Origin of the sequence: Streptomyces sp. A3M-1-3, from assembly GCF_024213665.1 — a bacterium.
In the GTDB taxonomy this organism is placed as follows: domain Bacteria; phylum Actinomycetota; class Actinomycetes; order Streptomycetales; family Streptomycetaceae; genus Streptomyces.
In genome coordinates this window covers 181634-205516 of record NZ_JANAVP010000002.1, presented here as the reverse complement: position 1 = coordinate 205516, position 23883 = coordinate 181634, and the positions used below count along the sequence as shown (strand labels likewise).

At 71.3% G+C, this 23883-nt stretch carries 23 protein-coding genes and 1 pseudogene; 19 read left to right on the top strand and 5 right to left on the bottom strand.

Annotated features, from left to right (window positions below; translation table 11 throughout):
* Positions 1-100 precede the first annotated feature (100 nt).
* On the bottom strand, positions 101-733 hold the full coding sequence (locus NLX86_RS02895; RefSeq protein ID WP_374213824.1) for a lysophospholipid acyltransferase family protein: 633 nt from the start codon (positions 731-733) through the stop codon (positions 101-103).
* Between the two features lie 270 nt (positions 734-1003).
* Here NLX86_RS02895 and NLX86_RS02890 point away from each other — a divergent pair, with 270 nt between their 5' ends.
* From NLX86_RS02890 to NLX86_RS02880, 3 genes are all read left to right on the top strand, one after another.
* Positions 1004-2188 (top strand): glycerophosphodiester phosphodiesterase, encoded by a 1185-nt coding sequence (locus NLX86_RS02890; protein ID WP_254369951.1) that lies wholly within the window; start codon positions 1004-1006, stop codon positions 2186-2188.
* A gap of 149 nt (positions 2189-2337) precedes the next feature.
* A complete protein-coding gene (locus NLX86_RS02885; protein WP_254369950.1) occupies positions 2338-2871 on the top strand; it encodes a sigma-70 family RNA polymerase sigma factor in 534 nt (177 codons plus the stop codon).
* Positions 2872-2908: 37 nt separating this feature from the next.
* Positions 2909-3412, top strand: coding sequence for a GNAT family N-acetyltransferase (locus NLX86_RS02880; protein WP_254369949.1), 504 nt, complete (start codon positions 2909-2911; stop codon positions 3410-3412).
* Between the two features lie 3 nt (positions 3413-3415).
* Here NLX86_RS02880 and NLX86_RS02875 read toward each other — a convergent pair whose 3' ends face one another.
* Together NLX86_RS02875 and NLX86_RS02870 are read right to left on the bottom strand one after the other, a co-directional pair.
* A complete protein-coding gene (locus NLX86_RS02875) occupies positions 3416-3841 on the bottom strand; it encodes a hypothetical protein (RefSeq protein ID WP_254369948.1) in 426 nt (141 codons plus the stop codon).
* Positions 3834-4202 (bottom strand): hypothetical protein, encoded by a 369-nt coding sequence (locus NLX86_RS02870; protein ID WP_254369947.1) that lies wholly within the window; start codon positions 4200-4202, stop codon positions 3834-3836. The genes NLX86_RS02875 and NLX86_RS02870 overlap by 8 nt, the downstream gene beginning before the upstream one ends.
* 520 nt (positions 4203-4722) lie before the next feature.
* Here NLX86_RS02870 and NLX86_RS02865 point away from each other — a divergent pair.
* The 12 genes and pseudogenes from NLX86_RS02865 to NLX86_RS02810 all read left to right on the top strand — a co-directional run bounded on the left by NLX86_RS02865 (position 4723) and on the right by NLX86_RS02810 (position 18196).
* Positions 4723-5742 carry a methionine ABC transporter ATP-binding protein gene (locus tag NLX86_RS02865; protein WP_254369946.1) on the top strand — a complete coding sequence of 340 codons (1020 nt, stop codon included), beginning with the start codon at positions 4723-4725 and terminating at the stop codon, positions 5740-5742.
* A complete protein-coding gene (locus NLX86_RS02860) occupies positions 5739-6470 on the top strand; it encodes a methionine ABC transporter permease (protein ID WP_254369945.1) in 732 nt (243 codons plus the stop codon). Before NLX86_RS02865 ends, NLX86_RS02860 begins: the two co-directional genes overlap by 4 nt.
* A gap of 55 nt (positions 6471-6525) precedes the next feature.
* Positions 6526-7392, top strand: coding sequence for a MetQ/NlpA family ABC transporter substrate-binding protein (locus tag NLX86_RS02855; RefSeq protein ID WP_254369944.1), 867 nt, complete (start codon positions 6526-6528; stop codon positions 7390-7392).
* A 150-nt stretch (positions 7393-7542) separates the two neighbouring features.
* Entirely contained in the window at positions 7543-8181 is a 639-nt protein-coding gene (locus tag NLX86_RS02850) for a GNAT family N-acetyltransferase (protein WP_254369943.1), read from the top strand.
* An 80-nt stretch (positions 8182-8261) separates the two neighbouring features.
* Positions 8262-9479, top strand: a complete 1218-nt coding sequence (gene cbiE / locus NLX86_RS02845) for a precorrin-6y C5,15-methyltransferase (decarboxylating) subunit CbiE (RefSeq protein ID WP_254369942.1) — start codon at positions 8262-8264, stop codon at positions 9477-9479.
* A 335-nt stretch (positions 9480-9814) separates the two neighbouring features.
* The gene (gene cobT, locus NLX86_RS02840) at positions 9815-12697 is read left to right on the top strand and encodes a nicotinate-nucleotide--dimethylbenzimidazole phosphoribosyltransferase (protein ID WP_254369941.1); all 2883 of its coding nucleotides are present in this window, start codon (positions 9815-9817) and stop codon (positions 12695-12697) included.
* A gap of 637 nt (positions 12698-13334) precedes the next feature.
* Complete coding sequence (gene cobA / locus NLX86_RS02835; protein WP_254369940.1) at positions 13335-14594, top strand: uroporphyrinogen-III C-methyltransferase; 1260 nt, start codon at positions 13335-13337, stop codon at positions 14592-14594.
* 108 nt (positions 14595-14702) lie between these two features.
* Positions 14703-15599 (top strand): RNA methyltransferase, encoded by an 897-nt coding sequence (locus NLX86_RS02830; RefSeq protein WP_254369939.1) that lies wholly within the window; start codon positions 14703-14705, stop codon positions 15597-15599.
* Between the two features lie 94 nt (positions 15600-15693).
* Positions 15694-16929: a helix-turn-helix domain-containing protein gene (locus tag NLX86_RS02825; protein WP_254369938.1), complete on the top strand. Its 1236-nt coding sequence runs from the start codon at positions 15694-15696 to the stop codon at positions 16927-16929.
* Between the two features lie 94 nt (positions 16930-17023).
* Positions 17024-17254 carry a hypothetical protein gene (locus tag NLX86_RS02820; RefSeq protein ID WP_254369937.1) on the top strand — a complete coding sequence of 77 codons (231 nt, stop codon included), beginning with the start codon at positions 17024-17026 and terminating at the stop codon, positions 17252-17254.
* 144 nt (positions 17255-17398) lie between these two features.
* Positions 17399-17914 (top strand): annotated as a pseudogene (locus NLX86_RS02815) (IS30 family transposase); the annotation flags it as partial.
* A gap of 138 nt (positions 17915-18052) precedes the next feature.
* A complete protein-coding gene (locus NLX86_RS02810) occupies positions 18053-18196 on the top strand; it encodes a hypothetical protein (protein WP_254369936.1) in 144 nt (47 codons plus the stop codon).
* A gap of 45 nt (positions 18197-18241) precedes the next feature.
* Here NLX86_RS02810 and NLX86_RS02805 read toward each other — a convergent pair whose 3' ends face one another.
* Positions 18242-19666, bottom strand: a complete 1425-nt coding sequence (locus tag NLX86_RS02805; protein ID WP_254369935.1) for a recombinase family protein — start codon at positions 19664-19666, stop codon at positions 18242-18244.
* Between the two features lie 98 nt (positions 19667-19764).
* Entirely contained in the window at positions 19765-20964 is a 1200-nt protein-coding gene (locus NLX86_RS02800) for a serine/threonine-protein kinase (protein WP_254370084.1), read from the bottom strand.
* Positions 20965-21165: 201 nt separating this feature from the next.
* Here NLX86_RS02800 and NLX86_RS02795 point away from each other — a divergent pair, with 201 nt between their 5' ends.
* The 4 genes from NLX86_RS02795 (at position 21166) to NLX86_RS02780 (ending at position 23822) form a co-directional block, all read left to right on the top strand.
* On the top strand, positions 21166-21423 hold the full coding sequence (locus tag NLX86_RS02795) for a hypothetical protein (protein WP_254369934.1): 258 nt from the start codon (positions 21166-21168) through the stop codon (positions 21421-21423).
* 187 nt (positions 21424-21610) lie between these two features.
* Positions 21611-21817 (top strand): hypothetical protein, encoded by a 207-nt coding sequence (locus NLX86_RS02790; protein ID WP_254369933.1) that lies wholly within the window; start codon positions 21611-21613, stop codon positions 21815-21817.
* A 676-nt stretch (positions 21818-22493) separates the two neighbouring features.
* Positions 22494-23468 carry an aminoglycoside phosphotransferase family protein gene (locus NLX86_RS02785; protein WP_254369932.1) on the top strand — a complete coding sequence of 325 codons (975 nt, stop codon included), beginning with the start codon at positions 22494-22496 and terminating at the stop codon, positions 23466-23468.
* Between the two features lie 66 nt (positions 23469-23534).
* A complete protein-coding gene (locus NLX86_RS02780; protein WP_254369931.1) occupies positions 23535-23822 on the top strand; it encodes a zf-TFIIB domain-containing protein in 288 nt (95 codons plus the stop codon).
* Positions 23823-23883: the final 61 nt, after the last annotated feature.

Below are 23883 nucleotides of genomic sequence, written 5' to 3'. Positions count from 1 at the left end.
CGCCCTTGTTGCGGCGGTTTTGTCTGCCGTCCTCGCGGGTTCGGCGCCGGGGCGCCTCACATGCTTCGTACGGCTGCGCCGGCCTCCGGCCGACGGTGGATCAGGCGGCGGCCTTCGCCTTTGTTGCGTACATGTCCACGTACTCCTGGCCGGAGAGCCGCAGGACCTCGCTCATCACCGAGTCGGTCACCGCGCGCAGCACATACCGGTCGCGGTCCATGCCCTCGTAGCGCGAGAACTCCATCGGCTCGCCGAACCGGACCGTGACCCTCCCCGGGCGCGGCAGGCCCGCGCCGCCCGGCTGGATCTTGTCCGTGCCGATCATCGCGAACGGCACCACCGGCGCGCCGGTCATCAGCGTCAGCCGGGCGATGCCCGTACGGCCCCGGTAGAGACGACCGTCGGGGGAGCGGGTGCCCTCCGGGTAGATGCTGAAGACCTTGCCGTCCTCGAGCACCCGGCGGCCGGTCATCAGTGCCGCGACACCGCCGTGGCCGCCGTCCCGGTCGACCGGGATCATGCCGCAGCCGGTGAAGAACCAGGCCATGAGCCGGCCCTTGACGCCCTTGCCGGTGACGTACTCGTCCTTGCCGATGAAGAAGACCTGACGCTCACAGAACAGCGGCATGATCATCGAGTCGATGAAGGTCAGGTGGTTGCCCGCGAGGATCACCGGACCGGTCCCCGGGATGTTCTCGGCGCCTTCCACCCGCGGGCGGAACATCAGGCGCATGATCGGTCCGAGCACTGCCTTGATGAGCGCGAATCGGGACAACGGGGCCCTCCGGCGGCGTGAGTGTCTCTGTAGAAGTATGAAGTCTGTGCAGGTGAGGACGATACTCGCGGGTCGGGTCTGATCGCACATCGGGTTCACCGAGCCGATACGCAGTGTTGACCCATGTTTCCACCGCGTTCCGTCCATGGTCTCCCATACGCCACCCCCCGGTGCCTACCATCGGTCCGCCATTCGGCAGGTGCGGGACATCACATCGAGGGAGCGCTCATGACGCAGGGTGAGGCAGCGGGACGGGCCGAGGGCACGGGCACGAGCCCCGGCCGCCGCAAGCTGCTGGGGGCCGCGGTGCTCGGCATCGGCGGCGCCTCGCTGGGACTCGGCCCAGGCAGCGGCACGGCGGCCGCCCAGGAGCGTCACGGTCACGGCTTCTCGTACCGCGACCTGCCGGTGCCGACCGTCATCGCCCACCGCGGCGCCAGCGGCTACCGGCCCGAGCACACGCTGGGCTCGTACCAGCTCGCGCTCGACCTCGGTGCGCATGTCATCGAGCAGGACCTGGTGCCCACGAAGGACGGCCATCTGGTCTGCCGTCACGAGAACGACATCACCGGTACGACCGATGTCGCCGCGCACCCCGAGTTCGCGAGCCGGAAGACCACCAAGTCCGTGGACGGCGTCTCCCAGACCGGCTGGTTCACCGAGGACTTCACGCTCGCCGAGCTCAAGACGCTGCGCGCCAAGGAGCGCATCCCGGGCGTCCGGCAGGAGAACACGCTCTACGACGGCCGCTGGGAGATCCCCACCTTCGAGGAGGTGCTGCGCTGGGCCGAGAAGGAAGGCCGCCGTCGCGGCAAGGCCGTGTGGCTGCACGTCGAGACCAAGCACCCCACCTACTTCCGCGGCCTCGGCCTCGGCCTGGAGGAGCCGCTCGCGCGGCTGCTGCGCACGTACCGCAGGGACAAGAAGCACTCGCCGGTCTTCCTGCAGTCCTTCGAGCCGACCAGCATCCAGCGGCTGTCGAAGCTGGTGGCCTCGCCGCGCGTCGTGCTGTTCTCCTCCGCGTCCTCCCGGCCCTGGGACTTCGTCCAGGCCGGGGACCCCCGTACGGTCGCGGACCTGGTCAAGCCCGAGGGGCTGAAGTGGATCGCGGGCTTCGCCCAGGGCATCGGCCCCACGCTGGACCTGGTCATCCCGAAGGACGCCGCCGGAAAGCTGGGCACACCGACCACCCTGGTCCGCGACGCGCACGCCCGCGGTCTGATCCTCCACCCGTACACGCTGCGCAACGAGAACAGCTTCCTGCCGCTGGACTTCCGGCGCGGTACGGACCCGAACGCGTACGGGGACGCCTTCGGCGCCTTCAAGGCGTACTTCGAGCAGGGCATCGACGGGATCTTCACCGACAATCCCGACACGGGTCTGCTGGCCGCGGCCGACTTCAACGGGAACTGATCGAATACGACCGGACGGGGGGCCCGGAGCCGACCACTCCGGGCCACTCCGTGCCCCGTTCGCGTCAACTCCAAGCCGCCCCCAACCGGTTGGGGTGACATGGCGCCGCACCGGCAACCGGCCCGTCCCGCCCTCGCGTCCCGCCCGGCATGACCACGAGTACCGCACAGCTGGTGGCCGCGCTACGCCCGCTCCTCGCCGCCGAAGCCGCGGCCGAGGCACCGGCGGCCGGGATCGAGGCCGCCGACCTCGAACAGGCCGTATGGCTGCGGCTGCTGGAGCGCGAGACGGGCCCCGACGAACCCGCGCGCTGGGTGCGTTCCGCCGTACGTACCGAGGCGCGCATCGCCCGCCGCAGGACGCGGCGCGAAGCCGCGTACCACGCCTTGGGCGCCGGCACCCCGGAACCGGCAACCGGCCACGACTCCTCCCCGGAGCGCCGCGCCCTCGACGGCGAGCGGCACCGCGAACTGCGGGCGGCCGTCGGACGGCTGCCCGGCCGGTGCCCCGAACTGCTCGGCGCGATGCTCTCCCCGGACGATCCGACCTACCGGGAAATCGCAGGGGAGTTGGGTATCTCACAGGGCAGCCTGGGGCCGGTGCGTTCCCGATGCCTGGGATGTCTGCGCAGAATGCTGCGGGCAGAGGTTGCGGCTCCTGAACTCGGGGGAAAGGAGCCGTAGACCGAGCGGGAACCAGGTGAGCGGGAGGCATGCACACATGGGCATGAGCGTGACCATCTCTGCGGCGACCGAAGACGACGCCGAGCAGATCCTCAAACTCCAGTACCTGTGCTATCAGAGCGAGGCCGAGCTCTACGGCGACTACGCCATTGAGCCGCTCACCCAGACGCTCGCCGGCATCAGGACCGAACTCGGCCGGGGCTACGGGCTGGTGGCCCGGCTCGGCGACGAAGTGGTGGCCTCGGTGCGCGGCAGCGTGGACGAGTCGGGCACTGCGCGGATCGCGAAACTGATCGTCCACCCCCGGATGCAGCGGCACGGACTGGGCGGCAGGCTGCTGGTCGCCATAGAGACGTACTTCGCCGCCGAGCTGGCCGCCAAGCGGTTCCAGCTCTTCACCGGACACCGCAGTGAGAGCAATCTGCGCCTCTACCGCAGCCGTGGCTACGCCGCGGTGGCCAACCGGCGGATCGGGCCCCGCCTGACGCTCGTCACCCTGGAGAAGGAGGCGGACACGCGGGCCTTTGCGGCCAGCGCGTAAGTGCTAAACCGCGGACGCCCTGGACCTCCGCAGCCACAGCATCCCGGTCACCGGCAGGATCACCGGAATGAAGAGGTAGCCCATGCCGAAGTCCGACCAGACGGTGGCATCGGGAAACGCGGAGGGCTCCAGCAGCGTCCAGGTGCCGACGGCCAGTACGCCCGTAAGCTCGCCGGCGCAGCACACCAGCGCCGCCTTGCGGGCCGTCTCCCCGCCGCGCACCAGCGAGTACGTGATGAACGCGTACACCAGGGCGGCCGCCGCGGAGAGCGAGTAGGCCAGCGGTGCCCGGTCGAACTCGGTGAGGATCTGGTAGACCGACCGCGACACCGCGCCGACGGTGATCACTCCGTACACCCAGACCAGCAGCAGGCCGGGGCCGGTGACCAACCGGGTACGCGTGCGCTCGACGATGGCGGGCTCAGGCACCGATGCCTCCCCAGATGTCGTACAGCCGGACTTCGAGCACGGCCAGCACCACCGCGCCGGCCGCGACCGTCGCCGAGCCCCAGCGGGTCCGTTCGGCCAGCGACAGGAATCCGGCGGCGGGGATCGCCGCGAAGGCGCCGAGCAGATACGACACGAAGATCACGCCGCCCTCGTCGGGCTTCTCGCCCCGCGCGAGCTGCACGATCCCGACGGCCAGCTGGACCAGGGCGAGCACGGAGACCACGGCCATGCCGATGAAGTGCCAGTCCTTGGTCGGCTGGTCGCGGAACGCGGCGAATCCGCACCACGCGGCGAGGGCGAGTGCGGCCGCACCGATCGCGACCGTCAGGGCGTCAAGCATGCAGCGAGGGTATTACGGGCCAAAAGACCCGCTGCGCCCGGCCCCGCGACGACCGTGGCGTTGGCCACAACGCGGGACCGGTCCGCCCGCCGCGGACCGTGGAGTGAGCGGCCCCTCGGCCGCGTCCGCGCAGGTCGCGGGCGGCGGAGTGGAGATCGCCGGAGTCGGCTGAACCTGTCCACGACCGTCCGGTATTCGGACAGCGGTGATCGGTTCCGGACGCGTGTCTGGTTTACTGGGCGCATGACCACGACGAGCAGCCGCACCCTTGCGACCGAGGCGATGATGACGCCCGGTGCTCGTTGTATGTGTCGAATGTGCGCCTTCTGAGGGCCCCCTCCCACGGCCTCGCGCCCCGAAGCGAGTCCTGGCCGAGCCACGTCCGTGAACCGCGGAACGTGCCTGCCCCGCGCACGCGTTGAGTACCGGTTTCCACCGATTCAGCCGTTCCGCGCCCCTGACGAATGCCCCGTGCCCGGCGGACACTTCGCCGCGCACTCGACAGTGACGGAAATCCCCTGTGATCACCACAACGGGCCTGAAGAAGGTCTACCAGTCGCGCGGCCGCGAGGTCACCGCCCTGGACGGCGTCGATCTGCACGTCCGCGAGGGCGAGGTCTTCGGAGTCGTCGGCCAGAGCGGCGCCGGCAAGTCCTCCCTCATCCGCTGCGTCAACCTCCTGGAGCGTCCGACCGCCGGCACCGTGACCGTCGCCGGCCAGGACCTCACCGCCCTCGCCGGGCGCGGCCGCCGCGCCGGCCGGGAACTGCGCGAGGCCCGCAGCCGGATCGGCATGGTGTTCCAGCACTTCAACCTGCTCTCCTCACGCACCGTGCAGGCCAACGTCGAACTGCCGCTGGAAATCCTCGGCATCTCCGGCAGGGAGCGCACCGGCAAGGCCCTGGAGCTGCTCGACCTGGTGGGTCTCGCCGACAAGGCGAAGGTCTACCCGGCGCAGCTCTCCGGCGGCCAGAAGCAGCGCGTCGGCATCGCCCGCGCCCTCGCCGGCGACCCCAAGGTGCTGCTCTCCGACGAGGCGACCAGCGCCCTCGACCCCGAGACCACCCGCTCGATCCTCCAGCTGGTGCGCGACCTGGGCCAGCAGCTCGGCCTCACCGTCCTGCTCATCACGCACGAGATGGACGTCGTCAAAACCATCTGCGACTCGGCCGCGCTGATGAAGAACGGGCGCATCACCGAATCCGGCACGGTCGCCGAACTGCTCGCCACCCCCGGCTCCGAGCTGGCCCACGAACTCTTCCCGGTGAGCGGAGCGGCCTCCGGCGACGACCGCACGGTCGTCGACGTCACCTTCCACGGCGAGGCCGCGACCCAGCCGGTCATCTCGCAGCTCTCCCGTACCTACAACATCGACATATCGATCCTCGGCGCCGCCATGGACACCGTCGGCGGAAAGCAGGTCGGCCGGATGCGGATCGAACTCCCCGGTCGCTTCGAGGAGAACGTCGTGCCGATCGGCTTCCTGCGCGAGCAGGGCCTGCAGATCGACATCGCCGACAGCAAGGAAGGTGCCAAGTGAACTGGTCCGAGATGCGGCCCGAGCTGGTCAACGCCACTCTGGACACCCTCTATATGGTCGGCTGGTCCACGTTCTACGCGGTACTGGGCGGACTGCCGCTCGGCATTCTGCTGATCCTCACCGATCGCGGCGGGCTGTTGCAGAACACCGTGGTGAACAAGGTCGTCGGAGCGATCGTGAACATCGGCCGCTCGCTGCCGTTCTTCATCCTGATGATCGTCCTGATCCCGTTCTCCGCCTGGGTCACCAACCAGGTCAGCGGACCCACGGCCTTCGTCGTGCCCCTGGCCATCGGCGCCGTCCCGTTCTTCGCCCGGCTCGCCGAGACCGCCATCCGCGAGGTGGACCACGGTCTGGTCGAAGCCGTCCAGTCGATGGGCGGCGGCACCTGGACCACCGTCTTCAAGGTGCTGCTGCCCCAGTCGCTGCCCTCGCTGATCGCCGGCATCACGACCACCGTGATCACGCTCATCGGGTACTCCGCGATGGCCGGCGCCGTCGGCGGCGGCGGCCTCGGCAGCCTGGCGTACACCCGCGGCTACCTGCGCTTCGAGAGCAGCTGGATGATCGCCAACATCGTCCTGCTCGTCGTCCTCGTGACCCTCGTACAGCTGGCCGGCGACCTCGCCGTCCGGCGCCTGGCCCACCGCTCGGGCCGCTCCACCGCCGCCACACGCCTGCGGCTCTTCGGGACCCGGCCCACGCCGGCGCCCGCCAAGACTTCCTGACGCCATGTCCGGACCCTTTGCCGGACAGTTCAACCCCGCAAGAAAGGCACTCTTCGTGCGTACTTCTGTAAAGATCTCCGCCTCCCTCGCGGCCGCCGCCGCCCTGACCCTCGGGCTCGGCGCGTGCAGCGCCCCCTCCGACCCGAAGAAGGAAACGACCGCGGGCAAGAAGGCCGACCCGGCCGCCACGCTCACCGTCGCCGCCAGCCCCACCCCGCACGCCCTCATCCTCGAGTACGTCAAGGACAACCTGGCGGCGAAGGAAGGGCTGAAGCTGGACGTCAAGGTCTTCGACGACTACGTCCAGCCCAACAAGGCCACCGAGCACGGCGACGTCGACGCCAACTTCTTCCAGCACAAGCCGTACCTCGACGACTTCAACAAGCAGAACAAGACGCACATCGTGCCCGTCGTCAACGTCGAGATCGAGCCGCTCGGCCTCTACTCCAAGAAGGCCGACAAGCTCGGCGACCTGAAGTCCGGCCAGACCGTCGCGGTGCCCAACGACGCCACCAACGAAGGCCGTGCGCTCAAGCTGCTCGCCGACAACGGTGTGATCGAGCTGAGGGACGGCGCCGGCAGCAACGCCACCCTCGCCGACATCAAGGACACCAAGGGCCTGAAGTTCACCGAGCTGGAGGCCGCGCAGATCGCCCCCCGCCTCGACGGCTTCGACGCCGCGGTGATCAACGGCAACTTCGCCATCGGCGCCCAGCTCAAGCCCTCCACGGACGCGCTCGCCCTGGAGAAGGGCGAGGGCAACCCGTACGCCAACTTCCTTGCCGTGAAGGCGGGGAACGAGAGCGACCCGCGGATCGTGAAGCTCTCCAAGCTCCTCAACTCCGACGAGGTCAAGAAGTTCATCGAGAGCAAGTTCGGTGACGGCTCGGTCATCCCGGCCTTCGGCGCCGTCAAGTCCTGACGCCCGTACGGCCCTTACAGGCAACGGCCCCGCGCACCAGGCCCGGTGCGCGGGGCCTTCGCGCGTCCACCCGGCCATGCGCAGCCGCGGACCGATGCTGCATGCTGTGCCTTTACGGTCCTGACAACGGTCTCTGGCATGGAGTTGCGCATGACTACCACCTTTCCGGACATCTCCATCAGCACGGACCGGTTGGTGATGCGCCCCTTCGAGGAGTCGGATGTCACGGCGCTGGCCGAGATGATGAACGACGAACTGGTCACCGCGTGGACCTCCGTCCCGTACCCCTACACCACGGCCCACGCCCACGACTGGGCCACCCGGCTCGCACACGCCGAACGCACCGCGGGCCGGGGGATCGTTTTCGCGGTCACCGAATTCCTCACCCAGCGGCTCGTCGGCATCGTCCACCTCCGCAACACCGACTGGCGCTGCCGGTCCACCGAGATCTCCTACGTCACGGCGCGCTGGGCGCGCGGCGAGGGCTACGCCTCCGAATCGGTGCTCGCCGTCGCCCAGTGGCTCTTCCGGGACCAGCGGTTCGAGCGCCTGGAACTGCGTACCGCCGCCGACAACACCGCCTCCCAGCAGGTCGCCCAGAAGATCGGCTGCATCAGCGAGGGCGTCCTGCGCAACGCCTGGATAGCGCGTACGCAGACGGAGGACGGCAGCTGGACCGATCTGCGCACCGACCTCATCGTCTGGAGCCTGCTCCCCGAGGACCTCGACGGCGTGTCCGGCGAGATGGCCGACGCCGGCGGGTACGCCGCGTACACCGACTGGAACTGACCAGATCACCAGGTAGTCTCACCGTGCCCGCCGCCGCGCGGGCTGCCCCGACCCGCGACACACCCAGGAGACTGACGACGATGGCCGACCGGGTCACGGTGATCGGCTGGGACGGTTCGCCCCTGACCGCAGCCGCCAGGTCCGCCCTCTCGGCCGCCACACTGGTGGCCGGCGCCGCCCACCACCTGGCGCTCCCCGAAGTTCCCGCCTCCGCGGAAAGGATCCGCCTCGGCAGCGTCGGCCTCGCCGCCCGCCGGATCGCCGGCCACCGCGGCAGTGCCGTGGTCCTCGCGGACGGCGACCCCGGCTTCTTCGGCGTCGTACGGACCCTGCGCGCCCCCGAACACGGCCTCGAGGTCGAAGTCGTGCCCGCGGTCTCCCCCGTGGCCGCCGCGTTCGCCCGCGCCGCGATGCCGTGGGACGACGCCCACATCGTCGTCGCCCATCCCCGTACCCTGCGCCGCGCCGTGAACGTCTGCCGCGCGCACCCCAAGGTCGCCGTCCTCACCTCCCCGGGTGCCGGCCCCGCAGAACTCGCCCTGCTCCTCGAAGGCGTCCACCGCACCTTCGTGATCTGCGAGGAACTCGGCACCGAGCGGGAGCAGGTCACCGTCCTCACCTCGGACAAGGCCGCCGACCACACCTGGCGCGACCCCAATGTCGTCATCGTCATCGGAGGCGGCGGCAACGTCGCCGACCGGGACGCCGGCTGGATCGCCGGCCACGAACCTGCAGGCCAGCCGTCGGAACGCGGCTGGGCCCTGCCCGCCGAAGGACGGCCCGGCCCGGCCGAGGGCGAATCGATCCAGCTGCGCGCCGCCCAACTGGCCCGCCTCGGCCCACGCACCGGCGACCTCGTCTGGGACATCGGCGCCGGCACCGGAGCCCTCGCCGTGGAGGCCGCCCGGTTCGGCGCGGCCGTCATCGCGGTCGACCAGGACGCCGCCGCCTGCGCCCGGATCGATGCCGCCGCCCGGCACGCCCAGGTCCAGCTCCACGTCGTCCACGGCCGCGCCCCGCACACCCTGGAGAACCTCCCCGAACCCGATGTCGTACGCATCGGCGGCGGGGGAGTCCCCGTGGTGTCCGCGTGCGCCGACCGCCGCCCCGAGCGGATCGTCACGCATGCCTCGACACGCGACGAGGCGGAGGCGATCGGCCGGACCCTCTCCGAGAGCGGCTACGCCGTCGAATGCGCCCTGTTGCAGTCCGTCGACCTCGACACCCGCACCTGGTCCGAACGCGAGCGCGCGGTGGCCTTCCTGCTCTCCGGACGGCGCCTGGATCGCGCCCCGTGATCCTCCCGTCGCACCACGCGGGGTAGGCTGGCCGATCGTTGTACTGCCTGGGGGGCGTTCGGTGCTTCGTTCGCCAATGTCCTAAAAGGGCGCCCGGTTTGGGTGTCTGTGTGGTATGGCGGAACCGGAGGACGCGCGACGTGGCGCAGTCCACAGCGGGCCGTGGCACATACGGGTGCCATGGCGGCGAACGGCCGCGACAATGACTCATGTCGGCGGGTGTTCGTGCCGCGCGGCGCACACGCTCGTTCTTCATGACGGGCGCCGGGTGTGCCGCGTTCGGGGCGCCCGGGCGAGCTGGTCGAAGGAGCACAACCGATGGGCGAGGGGTACGCATGACTGACACCGGCCAGGTTCCGGGCGAGGGAATGCCGGAGAACGCGGGCATGGTGGACCAGCCGGGCATCCCCGCTCCAGGCGCGTACACCTTCCTCGACCCCGCGGAGGACGACGACCTGCTGCTGATGCCGAGCGCGCAGGGCGCGTGGAGCGACCCGCAGCCCGTGCCCGTCGCGCAGCCCGACGCCCACGAGGCGGGCGGCCGCGACTCCGGCTCCGTCGACCTCGGCGGCGTACGTGTCCCGCAGCCCGTGGCAACCCCGCCTCCCGCGCGGCGCCCGTTGCACCTGGGCCCGCCCGTGCCGGAGGCCAGCGGCGGCGTGGTGCGCTCCCTCGCCGACCGCGGCCCCGCCTCGGCCGTACGGCACGCGGGCCCGCCCACCACGGGCCCCGAGTACCTCGACGTGCCACGCGGTGACGCCGGCGCCCTGCCGGGCCCGCAGCTCGGCGAGATCCCGCCGCAGGCAGTCGCCCCGTGGAGCCCGCTCGCCCCCGCAGAAACGGTCGTCCCGGAACCGGCCCAGCCGATGGGCCAGTTCGTCCCGGCGGAGGGCTCGCTTCCGTCCACGCACAACCTGGCGCCGTCCCAGCCGGAGCCCGTCGCCGAGGCCGTACCGGCGCCCGAGCAGCCGACCGCCACCGACGGCGACCCGGCACGCCCGCAGCCGGAGCCCGCGGAAGCAACCACGGCGGCCCCCGCACCGGAGCCCGTCACGCAGGAGCCGGAGTTCCTCCCCCCGCAGAACGCCCCCGAGCCGGAGCTCGCAGCCGTAACCCCCGCACCGGAGCCGGAGCCGCAAGTCGCCCCGGAGCCTGAGCCGGAAGCCGCGATCGTCGCACCCGAGCCGGAGCCGGCAGTCGTAACCGTGGCAACCGAGCCGGAGCCGGAGGCCACAAGCGTCGTTCCGGCACCCGCGCCCATCGCTGAGCCGGTGCCGGAAGCCGTAACCGTCGCACCCGCACCGGAGCCCGTCGCCGAGCCCGAGCCGCAGCCAGAAGCCGCAACAGTCGCACCCGCACCCGCGCCCGCACCCGCGCCCGCTCCCGAGCCGCAGCCCGAAGCCGCGACCGTCGCACCCGCACCCGCACCCGCGCCGGAAGTCGTACCCGTACCCACACCAGTACCCACACCCGAGGAAGCACGTTCCGGGCCGGCGCCTGGCTACGACGACGCCGAGCGCGAAGCCGTCCTGCGCGTGATGCGCGAACGACGCGACATCCGCAACGGCTTCCGTACCGACCCCATCCCGCACGAGGTACTGCTGCGCGTCCTCGAGGCCGCGCACACCGCACCAAGCGTCGGCCATTCGCAGCCCTGGGACTTCGTCGTCATCCGCTCCGCGGAAACGCGCCGGTCGATGCACGAACTGGCCACCCGCCAGCGCGACGCGTACGCCAAGTCGCTGCCCAAGGGCCGGGCCAAGCAGTTCAAGGAACTGAAGATCGAGGCCATCCTCGACACCCCGGTCAACATCGTCGTCACCGCCGACCCGACCCGCGGCGGCCGCCACACCCTCGGCCGGCACACCCAGCCGCAGATGGCGCCGTACTCCTCCGCCCTCGCCGTCGAAAACCTCTGGCTCGCCGCCCGCGCCGAGGGCCTCGGCGTCGGCTGGGTCAGCTTCTTCGACGAGCGCGAGATGGTCCGCGCCCTCGGCCTCCCCGAGCACCTCGAAGTCGTCGCCTACCTCTGCGTCGGGTACGTCGACGAGTTCCCGGAGGAGCCCGAGCTCATGCAGGCCGGCTGGTCCAAGCGCCGCCCGCTGGCCTGGGTCGTCCACGAGGAGACGTACGGCCGCCGCGCCCTGCCCGGCGAAGAGCCGCACGACCTCCTCCAGGAGACCGTCTCCAACATCCGGCCACTGGACGCCAAGGCGCTCGGCGAAGCCTGGGAACGCCAGAAGCGGATGACCAAGCCGGCCGGTGCGCTCGGCATGCTGGAGATCATCTCCGCACAGCTCAGCGGCCTGTCCCGGATGTGCCCGCCGCCGATCCCCGAGCCCGCCGCCGTCGCGATCTTCGCCGGCGACCACGGCGTGCACGCGCAGGGCGTCACCGCCTGGCCCCAGGAAGTGACCTCCCAGATGGTCGCCAACTTCCTCGGCGGCGGCGCGGTCTGCAACGCCTTCGCCAATCAGGTCGGCGCCGAGGTCTGCGTCATCGACGTCGGCGTCGCGGGCGACCTGCCGGCCACACCTGGTCTCCTCCCGCGCAAGGTGCGCCCCGGCACCGCCGACTTCACCACCGGTCCCGCACTCACCCGCGAAGAAGTCCTCTCCGCGATCGAGGTCGGCATCGAGACGGCCCGTGACCTCATCGCCGCGGGCAACAAAGCCCTGCTCACAGGCGAGATGGGTATCGCCAACACCACCGTGTCGGCCGCCCTGATCTCCGTCTACACCGACATGGACCCGGCCGAGGTAACCGGCCGCGGCACCGGCATCAACGACGAGATGCACGCCCGCAAGGTCGATGTCGTACGCCGAGCCCTCGACCTCCACCAGCCCGACCCGGCCGACCCGATCGGCGTCCTCGCAGCCGTAGGCGGTCTCGAACACGCCGCAATCGTCGGCCTCCTCCTCGGCGGCGCCTCCCTGCGCACCCCCGTCATCCTGGACGGCGTAAGCGCCGGCGCGGCTGCCCTGGTCGCCCGCGCCATCGCCCCGGAAGCCCTGGCGGCCTGCATCGCCGGCCACCGCAGCGCGGAACCCGGCCACGTAGCGGCGCTCAACAAGCTGGGCCTGCGCCCGCTGGTCGACCTCGACCTGCGCCTCGGCGAAGGCACTGGCGCGCTCCTTGCGCTCCCGGTGGTTCAGAGCGCGGCGCGTGCGATGCACGAGGTGGCTACGTTCGACTCGGCGGGCGTGACGGAGAAGTGACGCGCGGAGGGGGTCGGGGTCGGAGGGAGTGACGTTCGGGACGTAGAAGCGTGATTTGTGGCGCGGGGCTCCGGCCGCCGGAAGCGACCCCGCCGAACGCGCCGTAAATCATGCAGTCCCGAATGGCGCTCCCGGAGGCCCCGGCCCCCGGCCCCCCCCCCCCCCCGGGCGGAGCCCCGCCCCCACCCGCACCAGCACCCGGCACCGAGCCGGCACCGCACCGGACCGGAACCGCACCGGCACCGCACCGGCACCGGCACCGGCACCGCACCGGAACCGCACCGGCACCGCACCGGATCCGCGCCGCACCGGGACCGCACCGGCACCGCACCGGGACCGCACCGGCACCGCACCGGATCCGCGCCGCACCGGGACCGCACCGGCACTGCACCGGAACCGCACCGCACCGGCACCGCACCGGAACCGCGCCCGGCACCGCGCTGGAACCGCACCGCACCGAAGCCGGTCAACACCGAGGCCGGGGCCCACAGGCCACGCACCGCGCCGCACCGCCGACGGTGAACCCCCGCCCCCCGGCCCGTAAGGTGAGCGCGGGGCCGAAAGCCCGCCCTCATCAGCGCCGCTCCACCGCCGCAGCGGCCCGCACACGCAAGCCCCGCACGAGGAGCCGCACGTCATGACCGCGAACGCCGCCGCAGGCGACCCGCACCCCGCCTACCCCGTCGGACTGCGTCTGTCCGGACGGCGCGTCGTCGTCATCGGTGGTGGCCAGGTCGCCCAGCGCCGCCTCCCCGCACTCATCGCGACCGGCGCCGACATCGTCCTCGTATCGCCGTCGGCGACCCCGTCCGTCGAGGCGATGGCCGAGGCCGGCGAGATCCGCTGGGAGCGTCGCCCGTACGCGGACGGCGACCTCGCCGACGCCTGGTACGCCCTGGTGGCGACGGGTGACCCGGAAGCGAACGCGCGGGCCTCCGCCGAGGCCGAGCGCAACCGCACCTGGTGCGTACGCAGCGACGACGCCGAGGCGGCCACCGCCTGGACCCCGGCGACCGGCCGCAGCGAGGGCGTGACCGTCGCCGTGCTCACCGGCCGCGACCCGCGCCGCTCCGCCGCGGTCCGGGACGCGATCGTCGAGGGCCTGCGCGACGGCACCCTCTCGGCGCCCCACCACCGCACGCGGACCCCTGGCGTCGCCCTCGTCGGCGGCGGGCCGGGCGATCCGGACCTGATCACCGTGCGCGGCCGCCGCCTGCTCGCCGAGGCGGACGTTGTCATCGCGGACCGCCTCGGCCCGCGCGACCTGCTCGACGAACTCCCCCCGCACGTCGAGGTGATCGACGCCGCGAAGATCCCGTACGGCCGATTCATGGCCCAGGAGGCCATCAATCACGCGCTGATCGAGCACGCGAAGGCGGGCAAGGCGGTGGTCCGCCTCAAGGGCGGCGACCCGTTCGTCTTCGGCCGCGGCATGGAAGAGGCCGAGGCGCTCGCGGAGGCCGGCATTCCGTGCACGGTGGTGCCCGGCATCTCCAGCTCGATCAGCGTCCCCGGTGCGGCCGGAATCCCGGTGACCCACCGGGGAGTGGCCCACGAGTTCACCGTCGTCAGCGGTCACGTCGCGCCCGATGACCCGCGCTCGCTGGTCGACTGGACGGCGCTCGCCAAGCTCCGCGGCACGCTCGTCCTGCTGATGGCGGTGGAGCGGATCGGCGCGATCGCCGCAGCACTGACCGCGCACGGCCGGTCGCCGGAGACGCCCGTCGCGGTCATCCAGGAGGGCACGACCGCCGCCCAGCGCCGGGTGGACGCGACCCTGGCCACGGTCGCCGACACGGTCAGGGCCGAGGAGATCCGCCCGCCGGCGGTCATCGTCATCGGCGAAGTCGTGACCGTGGGCCGGGGCACGGGCCCGGCACCACGCACCACGGCCTAACCGCGCGAGGCGCACGGCGCAAGCGCGCAAAGGCGCATCCGCGTAACCGCCAGTAACCCATCTCGTCCGGCCGTTGGCACCACACCCAGGACAAGGCAGTATCACCCTGTGGCTGATCTCATCACCATCGAGGACCCCGAAGACCCGCGCCTGCGCGACTACACGGGCCTGACCGACGTCGAGCTCCGGCGCAGGCGCGAGCCCGCGGAGGGCCTGTTCATCGCCGAGGGCGAGAAGGTCATCAGACGGGCCAAGCACGCCGGTTACGAGATGCGGTCGATGCTGCTCTCGGCCAAGTGGGTCGACGTGATGCGCGACGTCATCGACGAGGTCCCGGCTCCCGTGTACGCGGTCAGCCCGGACCTCGCCGAGCGGGTCACCGGCTACCACGTGCACCGTGGCGCCCTCGCCTCGATGCAGCGCAAACCGCTGCCGACGGCGGACGAACTGCTCGGGACGGCCCGCCGGGTGGTGGTCATGGAGGCGGTCAACGACCACACCGACATCGGCACGACGTTCGCTTTGGGTCTACAAGATTCCGCAGGTCGGCGTATCGCAATCTTCGAGGGGTTCGTCGATCACGCCAATCTCGGGGCTGCCTTCCGTAGTGCCGCCGCCCTCGGGATCAAGGGCATCCTGCTCTCCCCGGACTGTGCAGACCCCCTCTACCGGCGAGCGATCAAGGTGTCGATGGGTGCCACCTTCACCGTCCCGTACGCCCGGCTCGAAGACTGGCCGGCCGGGCTCGACGCCGTCCGGGAGGCGGGGTACAGCATCCTCGCGATGACCCCGGACGAGAAGGCGACCCCACTCGACGAGCTCGACCCCGACCGCTTCGAGAAGTGCGCCATCATGCTCGGGTCCGAGGGCCATGGACTGTCCACGTACGCTCTACGAGCGGCGGATGAGTGGGCGCGCATTCCGATGGCCGCCGGGATCGACTCGCTCAATGTGGCAGCGGCTTCCGCCGTCGCCTTCTACGCGACCCGGCCGAGGCCCGCCTGAACGGAAGATCGAGAGCCGTTCGTGTGCTCGCACGGGTAATGGGATAGAACTCTTCGGCTCGCCAACGCCGGTACGCTGGACGTGAGGTGATTCGATGTCGTCGCTCCAGGAGAACGTCCGCAACCACCGACGCCGGACCGGCATGAGCCAGGAACGGCTCGCCGAAGAAGCCGGCCTGTCTGTGGGAGTCGTCCGCAAGATCGAGCAGGGCGGAAACGCCCAGGTCGAGACCATTCACATGCTCGCCCGCGCTCTCGGCACCACGACATCGAGCCTGTTCGCCACCGAGGCACCCGAGCCGGTCCACATCGGCGAAGGTGACGGCCCGAAGCTCTCCGAGCTACGCCGGGCCCTCATGCCACCGGTCGGACTGCGGGAAGTCATCGTCGAGGCCGAACAGGCGCCCACTCTGGCCGCCATTCAGCGGGACATCGACGACAGCCACTCCCTATACCACTCCGACCGCTACGACAGCGTGGCCAAGCGCCTCCCTGGCATCCTGCGGGGCGCCGAGGCCGCCGTAACCCTCGCCGAGGAGGACCAGGCCCGTCGGCAGGCCGTCGTGGTGCGCGCGAGCGCCTTCCTGCTCGCCGGGAAGTACCTGACGCAGGTTCGGCGTTACGACATGGCCTATCACGCCCTGTCGCTCGGCATCCGGGACGCTCGGGAGGCCGGCGAGAAGCACATCGCCGCTACAGGCGTCGTCGGGATGGGTTGGCTCCTCCTGCGGCAGGACCGCTTCGACGAGGCTGAGCACCTGGCCACTGTGACGGCCGAGGAGATCGAGCCGCGCATCTCCAGCGCCAAGCCGGGCGAACTGGCCCTCTGGGGTGAGCTCCTTCAGCGCGTGGCCTCCGCCGCGATGCGGAACAACCGCCCGGACGTCGCTCGGGAGGCTCGGCGCATGACGGCGACCGCCGCGAGCGCGCTGGACGTCGAGCACGTCAACTTCCGGGAGCACTGGACCACGTTCGGGCCGGTGACGGCCGAAGCGAAGGCGATCGAAGACCTGTCCCTGATCGGAGATGCTCGCGGGGTGATTCGGCGTGCCGACGAGGGGCCCGTGGGGCGAAAGGCGTTGAAGCGGTTCGGCCGGCCGAGCGCAAACAACTGGGATCGTCACCGTCTCGACGTCGCGCGGGCTCACGCGATGCTCGGGTCTCACCAGGACACGATGGAGGAGCTGAGCACGATTCGTCGCGCCTCCCCGGAGTGGCTGAAGCATCAGGCGATGGCCCGCTACATCATGGGGGACATCCTCAGCCACCGGAAGCGGACGCTGACCCAAGACATGCGCGAGATGGCCGCTCACCTGGGCGTTGCAGGGTAACTACCGCGCTGCACAACACTTCCTGACGGAGCGCCAGAGAACTACCACGAAGCGTGCCTGGCTGCCCGTATTCACTCCCCGTAATTTCCTCGTCATGGCGAGCAACGAGCAGACCAAGCCCGGAATCGGGGATCTTGCCAAGGACACAGCCAAGGGCAAGATCGGCATCATCATGGGCGCGATCGGCGGGCGTGTGCAGATGCGCCCGGTGGACGGCGGCCTCGAATGGGACGCCCTCCCCGAGAACGTGGTGCCTCCCATGGCCCGCGAGGAATTGAGCGCACGCCTGGCCGTGAGGAACCACAACACCCGGGCTGGTCTGTAGTGCGCGTCATCGGCAGGTGCGCCGGGGTCTTACTCATCGTCATGATCAGCGCCTCGTGTGGCTTGGTGCTCGGTCTGGCGCTGGCTATGCCCAACCCGTAGGCGGGCCTGCCCTGGACGAGGCCCGGCCCATCAGGCGGGCCGTGCGGTGATGATCAGCGACCGGCCGGCCGAGGCCGAGGACCGGGCCGTTCCCGGCCACTGGGAGGGAGACCTGATCATCGGCAAGAACAACGGCTCCGCGATCGGCACCCTGGTCGAGCGGACCACCCGCTACGTGATGCTGGTCCATCTGCCCGGCAACCGCGACACCATCACCGTCCGCGACGCGCTGATCGACACCGTCAGCACCCTCCCCGGCCACCTGCGACGCTCCCTGACCTGGGACCAGGGCGCCGAAATGGGCCTGCACCACCAGTTCTCCATGGCCACGGGCATGCCGGTCTACTTCTGCGATCCCTCCAGCCCCTGGCAGCGGGGCTCGAACGAGAACACGAACGGACTGCTACGGCAGTACTTCCCCAAGGGCACCGACCTGTCCCGGCACAGCCGCGAGCACCCTGAAGCCGTCGCCGCCGAACTCAACGGCCGCCCACGCAAGACGCTCGGCTGGGAAACCCCAGCCGAGCGCCTGGCTAAGCTACTGACAACAGCCGCATGACCAGCGGTGTTGCCACGACCCCTTGAATTCGCCCAACACGCAGCAGGGGGCGCCTTCGCCGTGATCACCGCACCGGGCAGGCGCCGGTCGCGCAGTCCTCGTCCGTCGAGTCCTCAACGAGCATGGCCGAGTAGCACCGTGAACCTCACCATCGACGAGGCGATCGAGATCGCGAGGCGTCGACGGCAGGGCGCGCCGCCACCACCCCTCACCGCAGAGCAAGCCCGCCTGATACGTATGCTCCTCGCGCCCACCCGCAAGAGCCACGCGCTCGCCGCATGACGAAAGGCCTCCATCTCCACTCGGAGATGGGGGCCTTCGTGCGTTCTATTCGGCTTCGACCTCGACCTTACGGTCCTCGATCATCACCTGCTCCTCCAATGGCGTCGGGTCTCGACGCTTCCGGCCGCGCGGAATCAGGGTCACCTCCAACAGAGCCTCGACGAGCTTCCGCTGACGCTCCAGGGGCAGGTCAAGCCACTGCTTCTTGACCTTCGGCGTCCCCAGGTCAAGCCCTACCGTCAGGGCACCCGTCCCAGCCTTGATCAGCACCGCCTCGGCCTTCTTCAGCTTCTCTCGCGTCGCCGCAGTGGCCGTGATGAACTGCTCGTCGGTCATGAGGTCAGTGGCGAGGAGCTTGGCGAGCTGGTTGAGCTTGGCCTGCGCCTTCTCGATGTCCGCCTTCGCCTCGTCGGCCTCGGTGTGGCCCGAGGGAGCCAGCAGGGCCAAGGCGTCCGACCGGGACAGTCGGTCGATCATCTCGCCGTGCACGCGGGTGTCGACGTACTCCCGATTGGTGTGGACGTGAGACATCCGGCACGAGTACGTCAGCTCGCCCCGGTTGGACGCTGCCCGCACCGTCTCCCCGCACTTCTGGCACCGGCCAATGCCGGTCACTAGAGACTGAGGCTTGCGCCCGTTGCGCCCGGCATTCTCACCCTTCTTGCGGTCCGGGTCGACGAGCAACTGAACAAGCGCGAGGTAGTCCTCCAGTTCAAGGATCTTGTCCCAGACTCCGGTGCCCACCTCGTCGCCGTTGTAGACGCGGATACCTGCGTATCGAGGATTCACGAGGACGTTCTTCACTCCGCGCGCAGACCAGCCGGCCTTCGGCTTCCGCTTCCCCTTCTCCCACCCGATCTCGGCCCGGGAGGATACGAGCCCGTCATCGCTCCACTCGCGTGCCACCTGCGCCAGCGGCTTGCCGGCGAGCACGTCGACCGCCGCCTTGCGGATGGCGTCAGCCTCCTTCGGGATGATCGTGACGCGGTCGTTCTCATACCCGAAGGGCCGGACGCCACCGAAGTGCACGTCCCCCTCGGCGGCACGGGCAACGTTCGCCAGCTTCTGACGAGCCCCCTTCCGTTCCACCTCGGCGCGGGCGACGGCCGCGAGGATGCGAGCCACCATCCGACCGACGTCGGTAGTCAGGTCGAGGTCACCCGAAGCCGTCGCGACGCCGACCCCGGCATCCACCGCGAGGAGGATCAGCTCCTCCAGGTCGAGCATCGAGCGCGTCATGCGGTCGATGTGCCAGGCGACGATCAGGTCCACCTCGCGGGCCTCGACCATAGCCAGAACGGACTTCCACGCCGGCCGCTCCTTGCCGGTCGAGGCGGAGATCGAGTTGTCGATCCGCTCCTCTACTACCGTCCAGCCTCGTAGCTCACAGAGCTGTCGGCCGGCTTCAAGCTGCCGGTCGACCGAGCGTCCCTCGCCTGCAGCATCAAGGGATACGCGTGCGTAGATCACCGCACGCTTCCCCCGGAAAGTTTCTGGGCGCGGCCGCGGCGGTCGCCTTCTACGCGGTGGCGACGGGCCGCCCGCAGGGCTGAACGCGGTACTGCAGGTCAGAGCTGCTGCGCCGCGGCGATCCCCAGCGCCACGATCAGCGTCACCACGACGAACACGATCAGCCGCTGGCGCAGCAGGCGCCGGTTCGGCCCCGCCGGCCGCCGGCCGGTCGAGGTCGTACGGGGGCGGGGCCGGCCGTTCGTACGTGCTCCGGGGCGGGTGGGGTTGCGCGGCGCCGCCGGGCGTGAACCGGTGGTGCGCGGTGAGGTGGTGCGCGGCGAGGAGGCGCGCGGGCCCTGCGCGCGGGGCGCGGAGGTCCCTGCTGTGCGCCGCTCGGTGTGCTGCTGGGTGGGCCGGTCGGCGTGCTCGGCGAGCCGCCCTGTCGGCCGGTCCGCCTCGCTCCGCTGCGCGGGCGGACGGATCTCTGACAGACCCTGCGCTTCGCGGGCCGCGATCTCCTTGAGCCGCATGGACAGTTGCAGGGTGGTCGGCCGGTCCTCGGGGTCCTTGGCCAGGCAGGCGCGGACGAGTGGAGCCAGCGCGTCGGGGACGCCGTACAGCTGCGGCTCCTCGTGCACGACCCGGTAGAGCATGACCTCGGAACTGCCGTGCCCGAAGGGCGAATCGGCGGTCGCCGCGTACGCGAGGGTGGCGCCCAGCGCGAACACGTCCGTCGCGGGGGTCACCAGGGCCCCGCGGACCTGCTCGGGGGCGAGGAACCCGGGCGAGCCCACGGCCGTACCGACGTGCGTCAGCGTGCTGGCGCCCGTCGCCCAGGCGATGCCGAAGTCGATGATCCGGGGGCCCTTGGGCGAGAGCAGGATGTTCGAGGGCTTCAGGTCGCGGTGCACCACCCCGGCCTCGTGGACGGCCACCAGGCCCTCGGAGAGCGCGGCGCCGATCGAGGCCACCTGGGCGGCCGGCAGCGGTCCCTCGTCGGCCACCTTGTCGTGCAGCGAGGGGCCAGGGACGTACTGGGTCGCGAACCAGGGCCGGTCCGCCTCGAGATCGGCGGCCACCAGCCGGGCCGTACAACCGCCGCGGATCCGGCGGGCCGCCGAGACCTCACGTGCGAACCGCGACCGGAATTCCTGATCCTCCGCCAGGTCCGGCCGGATCACCTTCAGCGCGACCCGCTGGCCCCGCCGGTCGGAACCGAGGTAGACGACGCCCATGCCGCCCGCGCCCAGCCGCCGGTGAAGCCTGAACGAGCCGACGACACGCGGGTCCTCGCGCCGGAGCCGCATCATCGCCATGTCCATCCCCGCTGCCCGGTCCGTTTGACGTGGCACAGCTTACGGACCATCGGCCCGCTGTGCGGAGAGGCCGCGCCCTCGTCACTCGGCCGATTGTCAGTGCCGGGTGGGAAACTTGAGGGGTGGTCAGGGGAGCGGCGGCCGGCTCTCCCCTCACCCGTGCGAGATCTCAAAGGTCCGTCGCAGAAGGGGGATTGGGAAATGAAGGGCGATCGTGTGGAGATAGTCGTGGACGCGGGAGACACGACGCGTACATACGAAGTGGTGGCAAGCCGGGCGGGGCGCCGGGTGGAGACGGCGGTGCGCAGGGGAGTCGTGGAAGTGAGCGAAGTCACCCGGACCGGGACGCCGGTGCGCACGGCGCGGTTCATGGCGAACCGGGTGCTGGCTCTGGTCGAGCAGCCGGTGCCCAGGGACGACTCCTCGGAGCATCCCCTCCGGGAAGACCCCAGGTCCTAGGACCGCGTCTCCACCCAGGGGAGTAGGCCGCCGGGGTGCCCGTCATCCTCCGGGAGGCCCGGGAATCGGTACGAGGGCATGACGCCCGGGCCTTGCCCCGCCCCTAACGTTGAAGTCAAGCGGCGGGCGCAGCACTCGTCCCCCGAGGTCAGACGCCCGCCGCGCTCAAAACGACAGGAGAGGGACCATGGCGGACACGGCATCGCGGAGCATGATCCGCACGCAGGGACGTAAGGCATACGCCGCGTTCGGCGGCCGCCCGTCCGGCACTCGCCACCCCCTGGTGGCGGCGGCGATGGTCCTTCCCCTGGCGACCCTGCTCGTAGTCGTCTTCGGCGGCTGGGAAGCGGTGGTCACACAGGCGTCGTCCGTGGGCGTGATGCTGGGGCGCTGAGCGGCGCCCCGGGCCCGGGAGAGCGGCCCGGGCCGGGGACATCCGGCCCATCAGCCCCGTGGGGACGGGGGTGCGGCGGACGGCAGGAAAAGGGTTTGCCCGCGCAGCTGGGGAGCTGCGCGGGCAAACCCTTTTCCGCGCCGGCATCAGCCGCTCTACAACACCCGGCTCCCGGCCCTTCCCGAACGCGGCCGCAGTGGCCCCGGCAGCCCCACCCACGGACACGGTGACCTGCCCGCCATGGGCCCACCCGCGAGGCGCCAGCCGCCGACGGGAGCCGTCGACCGGCTCGCCTCCGAACGGGGGTGGCGTGGGCAGGCACCCGAGGGTCGGGCGTATCGCACAGCGGGCCGCGGCCGCTCACGGGGCAGGCGCCCCGAGGGGCGCGCGTACGCCGCACGGGGCCGCGGGCGCCGACGGCGGGTAGCCGCCCACGGGGGATGGTGAGCTTCTCGCGATCTCCGAACGGGCGGCCGGGTGGGCAGGTGCCCGCCGGAGCCCACGGGCGCGCTGCCTGTGGGCGGTAGCCGCGGGCAGCGGTGGACCTCTCGCTCCCCCCGGGCGGGCGCACCGCCGGCGGCGCCGGCACCGGCCGGGCCCCGGCGACGTACGCGCGCCGCGTACGATCCCCGGGGCGGCGCACCGCAGCCCGGACCGCACCACCGCAGGGGGGACCGTGCGCGTACCGCTCGCCGAGGAACTCGCCGCGCTCGCCGCCTCCGTACCGGCCCCGCGCCGTACGAAGGAGCCGCACGCCCTGCTCGCCGACCGCCCCGACGGCACCGTCGTCCACAGCGGGGGAGTCGTGGTCAAGGCCCACGCCCCGGACACGGACCGGGCGGCCCTCGACATACGGATCCGCGTCGCCGCCGACCCCCGGCTCGAGGGGATCCTGCTGCCCCCGCTGCCCGTCCTCGCCCGCGAGGGCGCCCTGTCCGCCGTACTGCACGGCCGTCCGGTGACCGCCTGGCCGCACGGCACACCCGTCGACCCCGAGCACCCGGACGCCGCCCCCTGGGAGGACGCGGCCCGGCTGCTCGCCCGGCTGCACGCCGTGCCCACGGGCGAACTGCCCGGCCCGCTCCCGCAGATGCGCGGCCCGGCGAAGGCCGCCGGCGCGGTCCGGCGTATGACGGCAGCCGGCGGCGGCGCCGGCCCGGCAGCCGCCGCCCCCGTAATCGCGGCCTGGCAGCGGCTCCCGGCCTGGGCCCGCGACGAGGCCCCCGCACCGCGCGCGCCGGGCGTGCTGTGCCACGGAGACCTCCATCTCGGCCAGCTCGTCCGGCACCCGGCCCCCGACGGCCCCTGGCTGCTGATCGACGTCGACGACATGGGCCTCGGCAACCCGGCGTGGGACCTGGCCCGCCCGGCGGCCTGGTACGCGGCCGGCCTGCTCGCCCCGGAGATCTGGCTGCGCTTCCTCGGCGCGTACCGTGCGGCAGGCGGGCCCGCCGTGCGCCCCGACGCCGACGACCCCTGGCCCGAACTGGACGTTCCCGCCCGCGCCTTGACCGTACAGACGGCCGCCCTCGCCCTGGCCAAGTCGGCCGCGGAGCACCGAGCACTGGACGAGGTGGAAGAGCTGGTGATCGACGCCTGTGCCCGAATCGCGTCACTCCCGCCCGAGTTGGAGTTCGAGGCGTCATCGTAGGGTGAGCCCAGTGTCGCCGGGCATGCATCCGGCGATGCCGACCCGACGGCGAGGAGTTGAGCCGACATGCAGTGTCCCAAGTGCCATGCAGCGATGCACACGTACAACCGCAACGGCGTCCAGATCGAGCAGTGCAGCGGCTGCCGGGGGATCTTCCTCGACTACGGGGAACTGGAGGCGCTGACCCGCCTCGAGTCGCAGTGGACGCAGCAGGCTCCGCCGGCTCCGCCCGCCCCGCAGGCCTATCCGGCTGCCCCCGCCCCCGCCTGGGGCGCCCCGCAGCACGGCGGCCACGGCGGTCACCACGGCCACCACCGCCAGAAGGGCTTCGGGCGGATGCTCTTCTCCTCCTGAAACGACCCCGTGACGCAGAAAGCCCCCGGCCGTAGCGACGGCCGGGGGCTTTCCGGTGGTG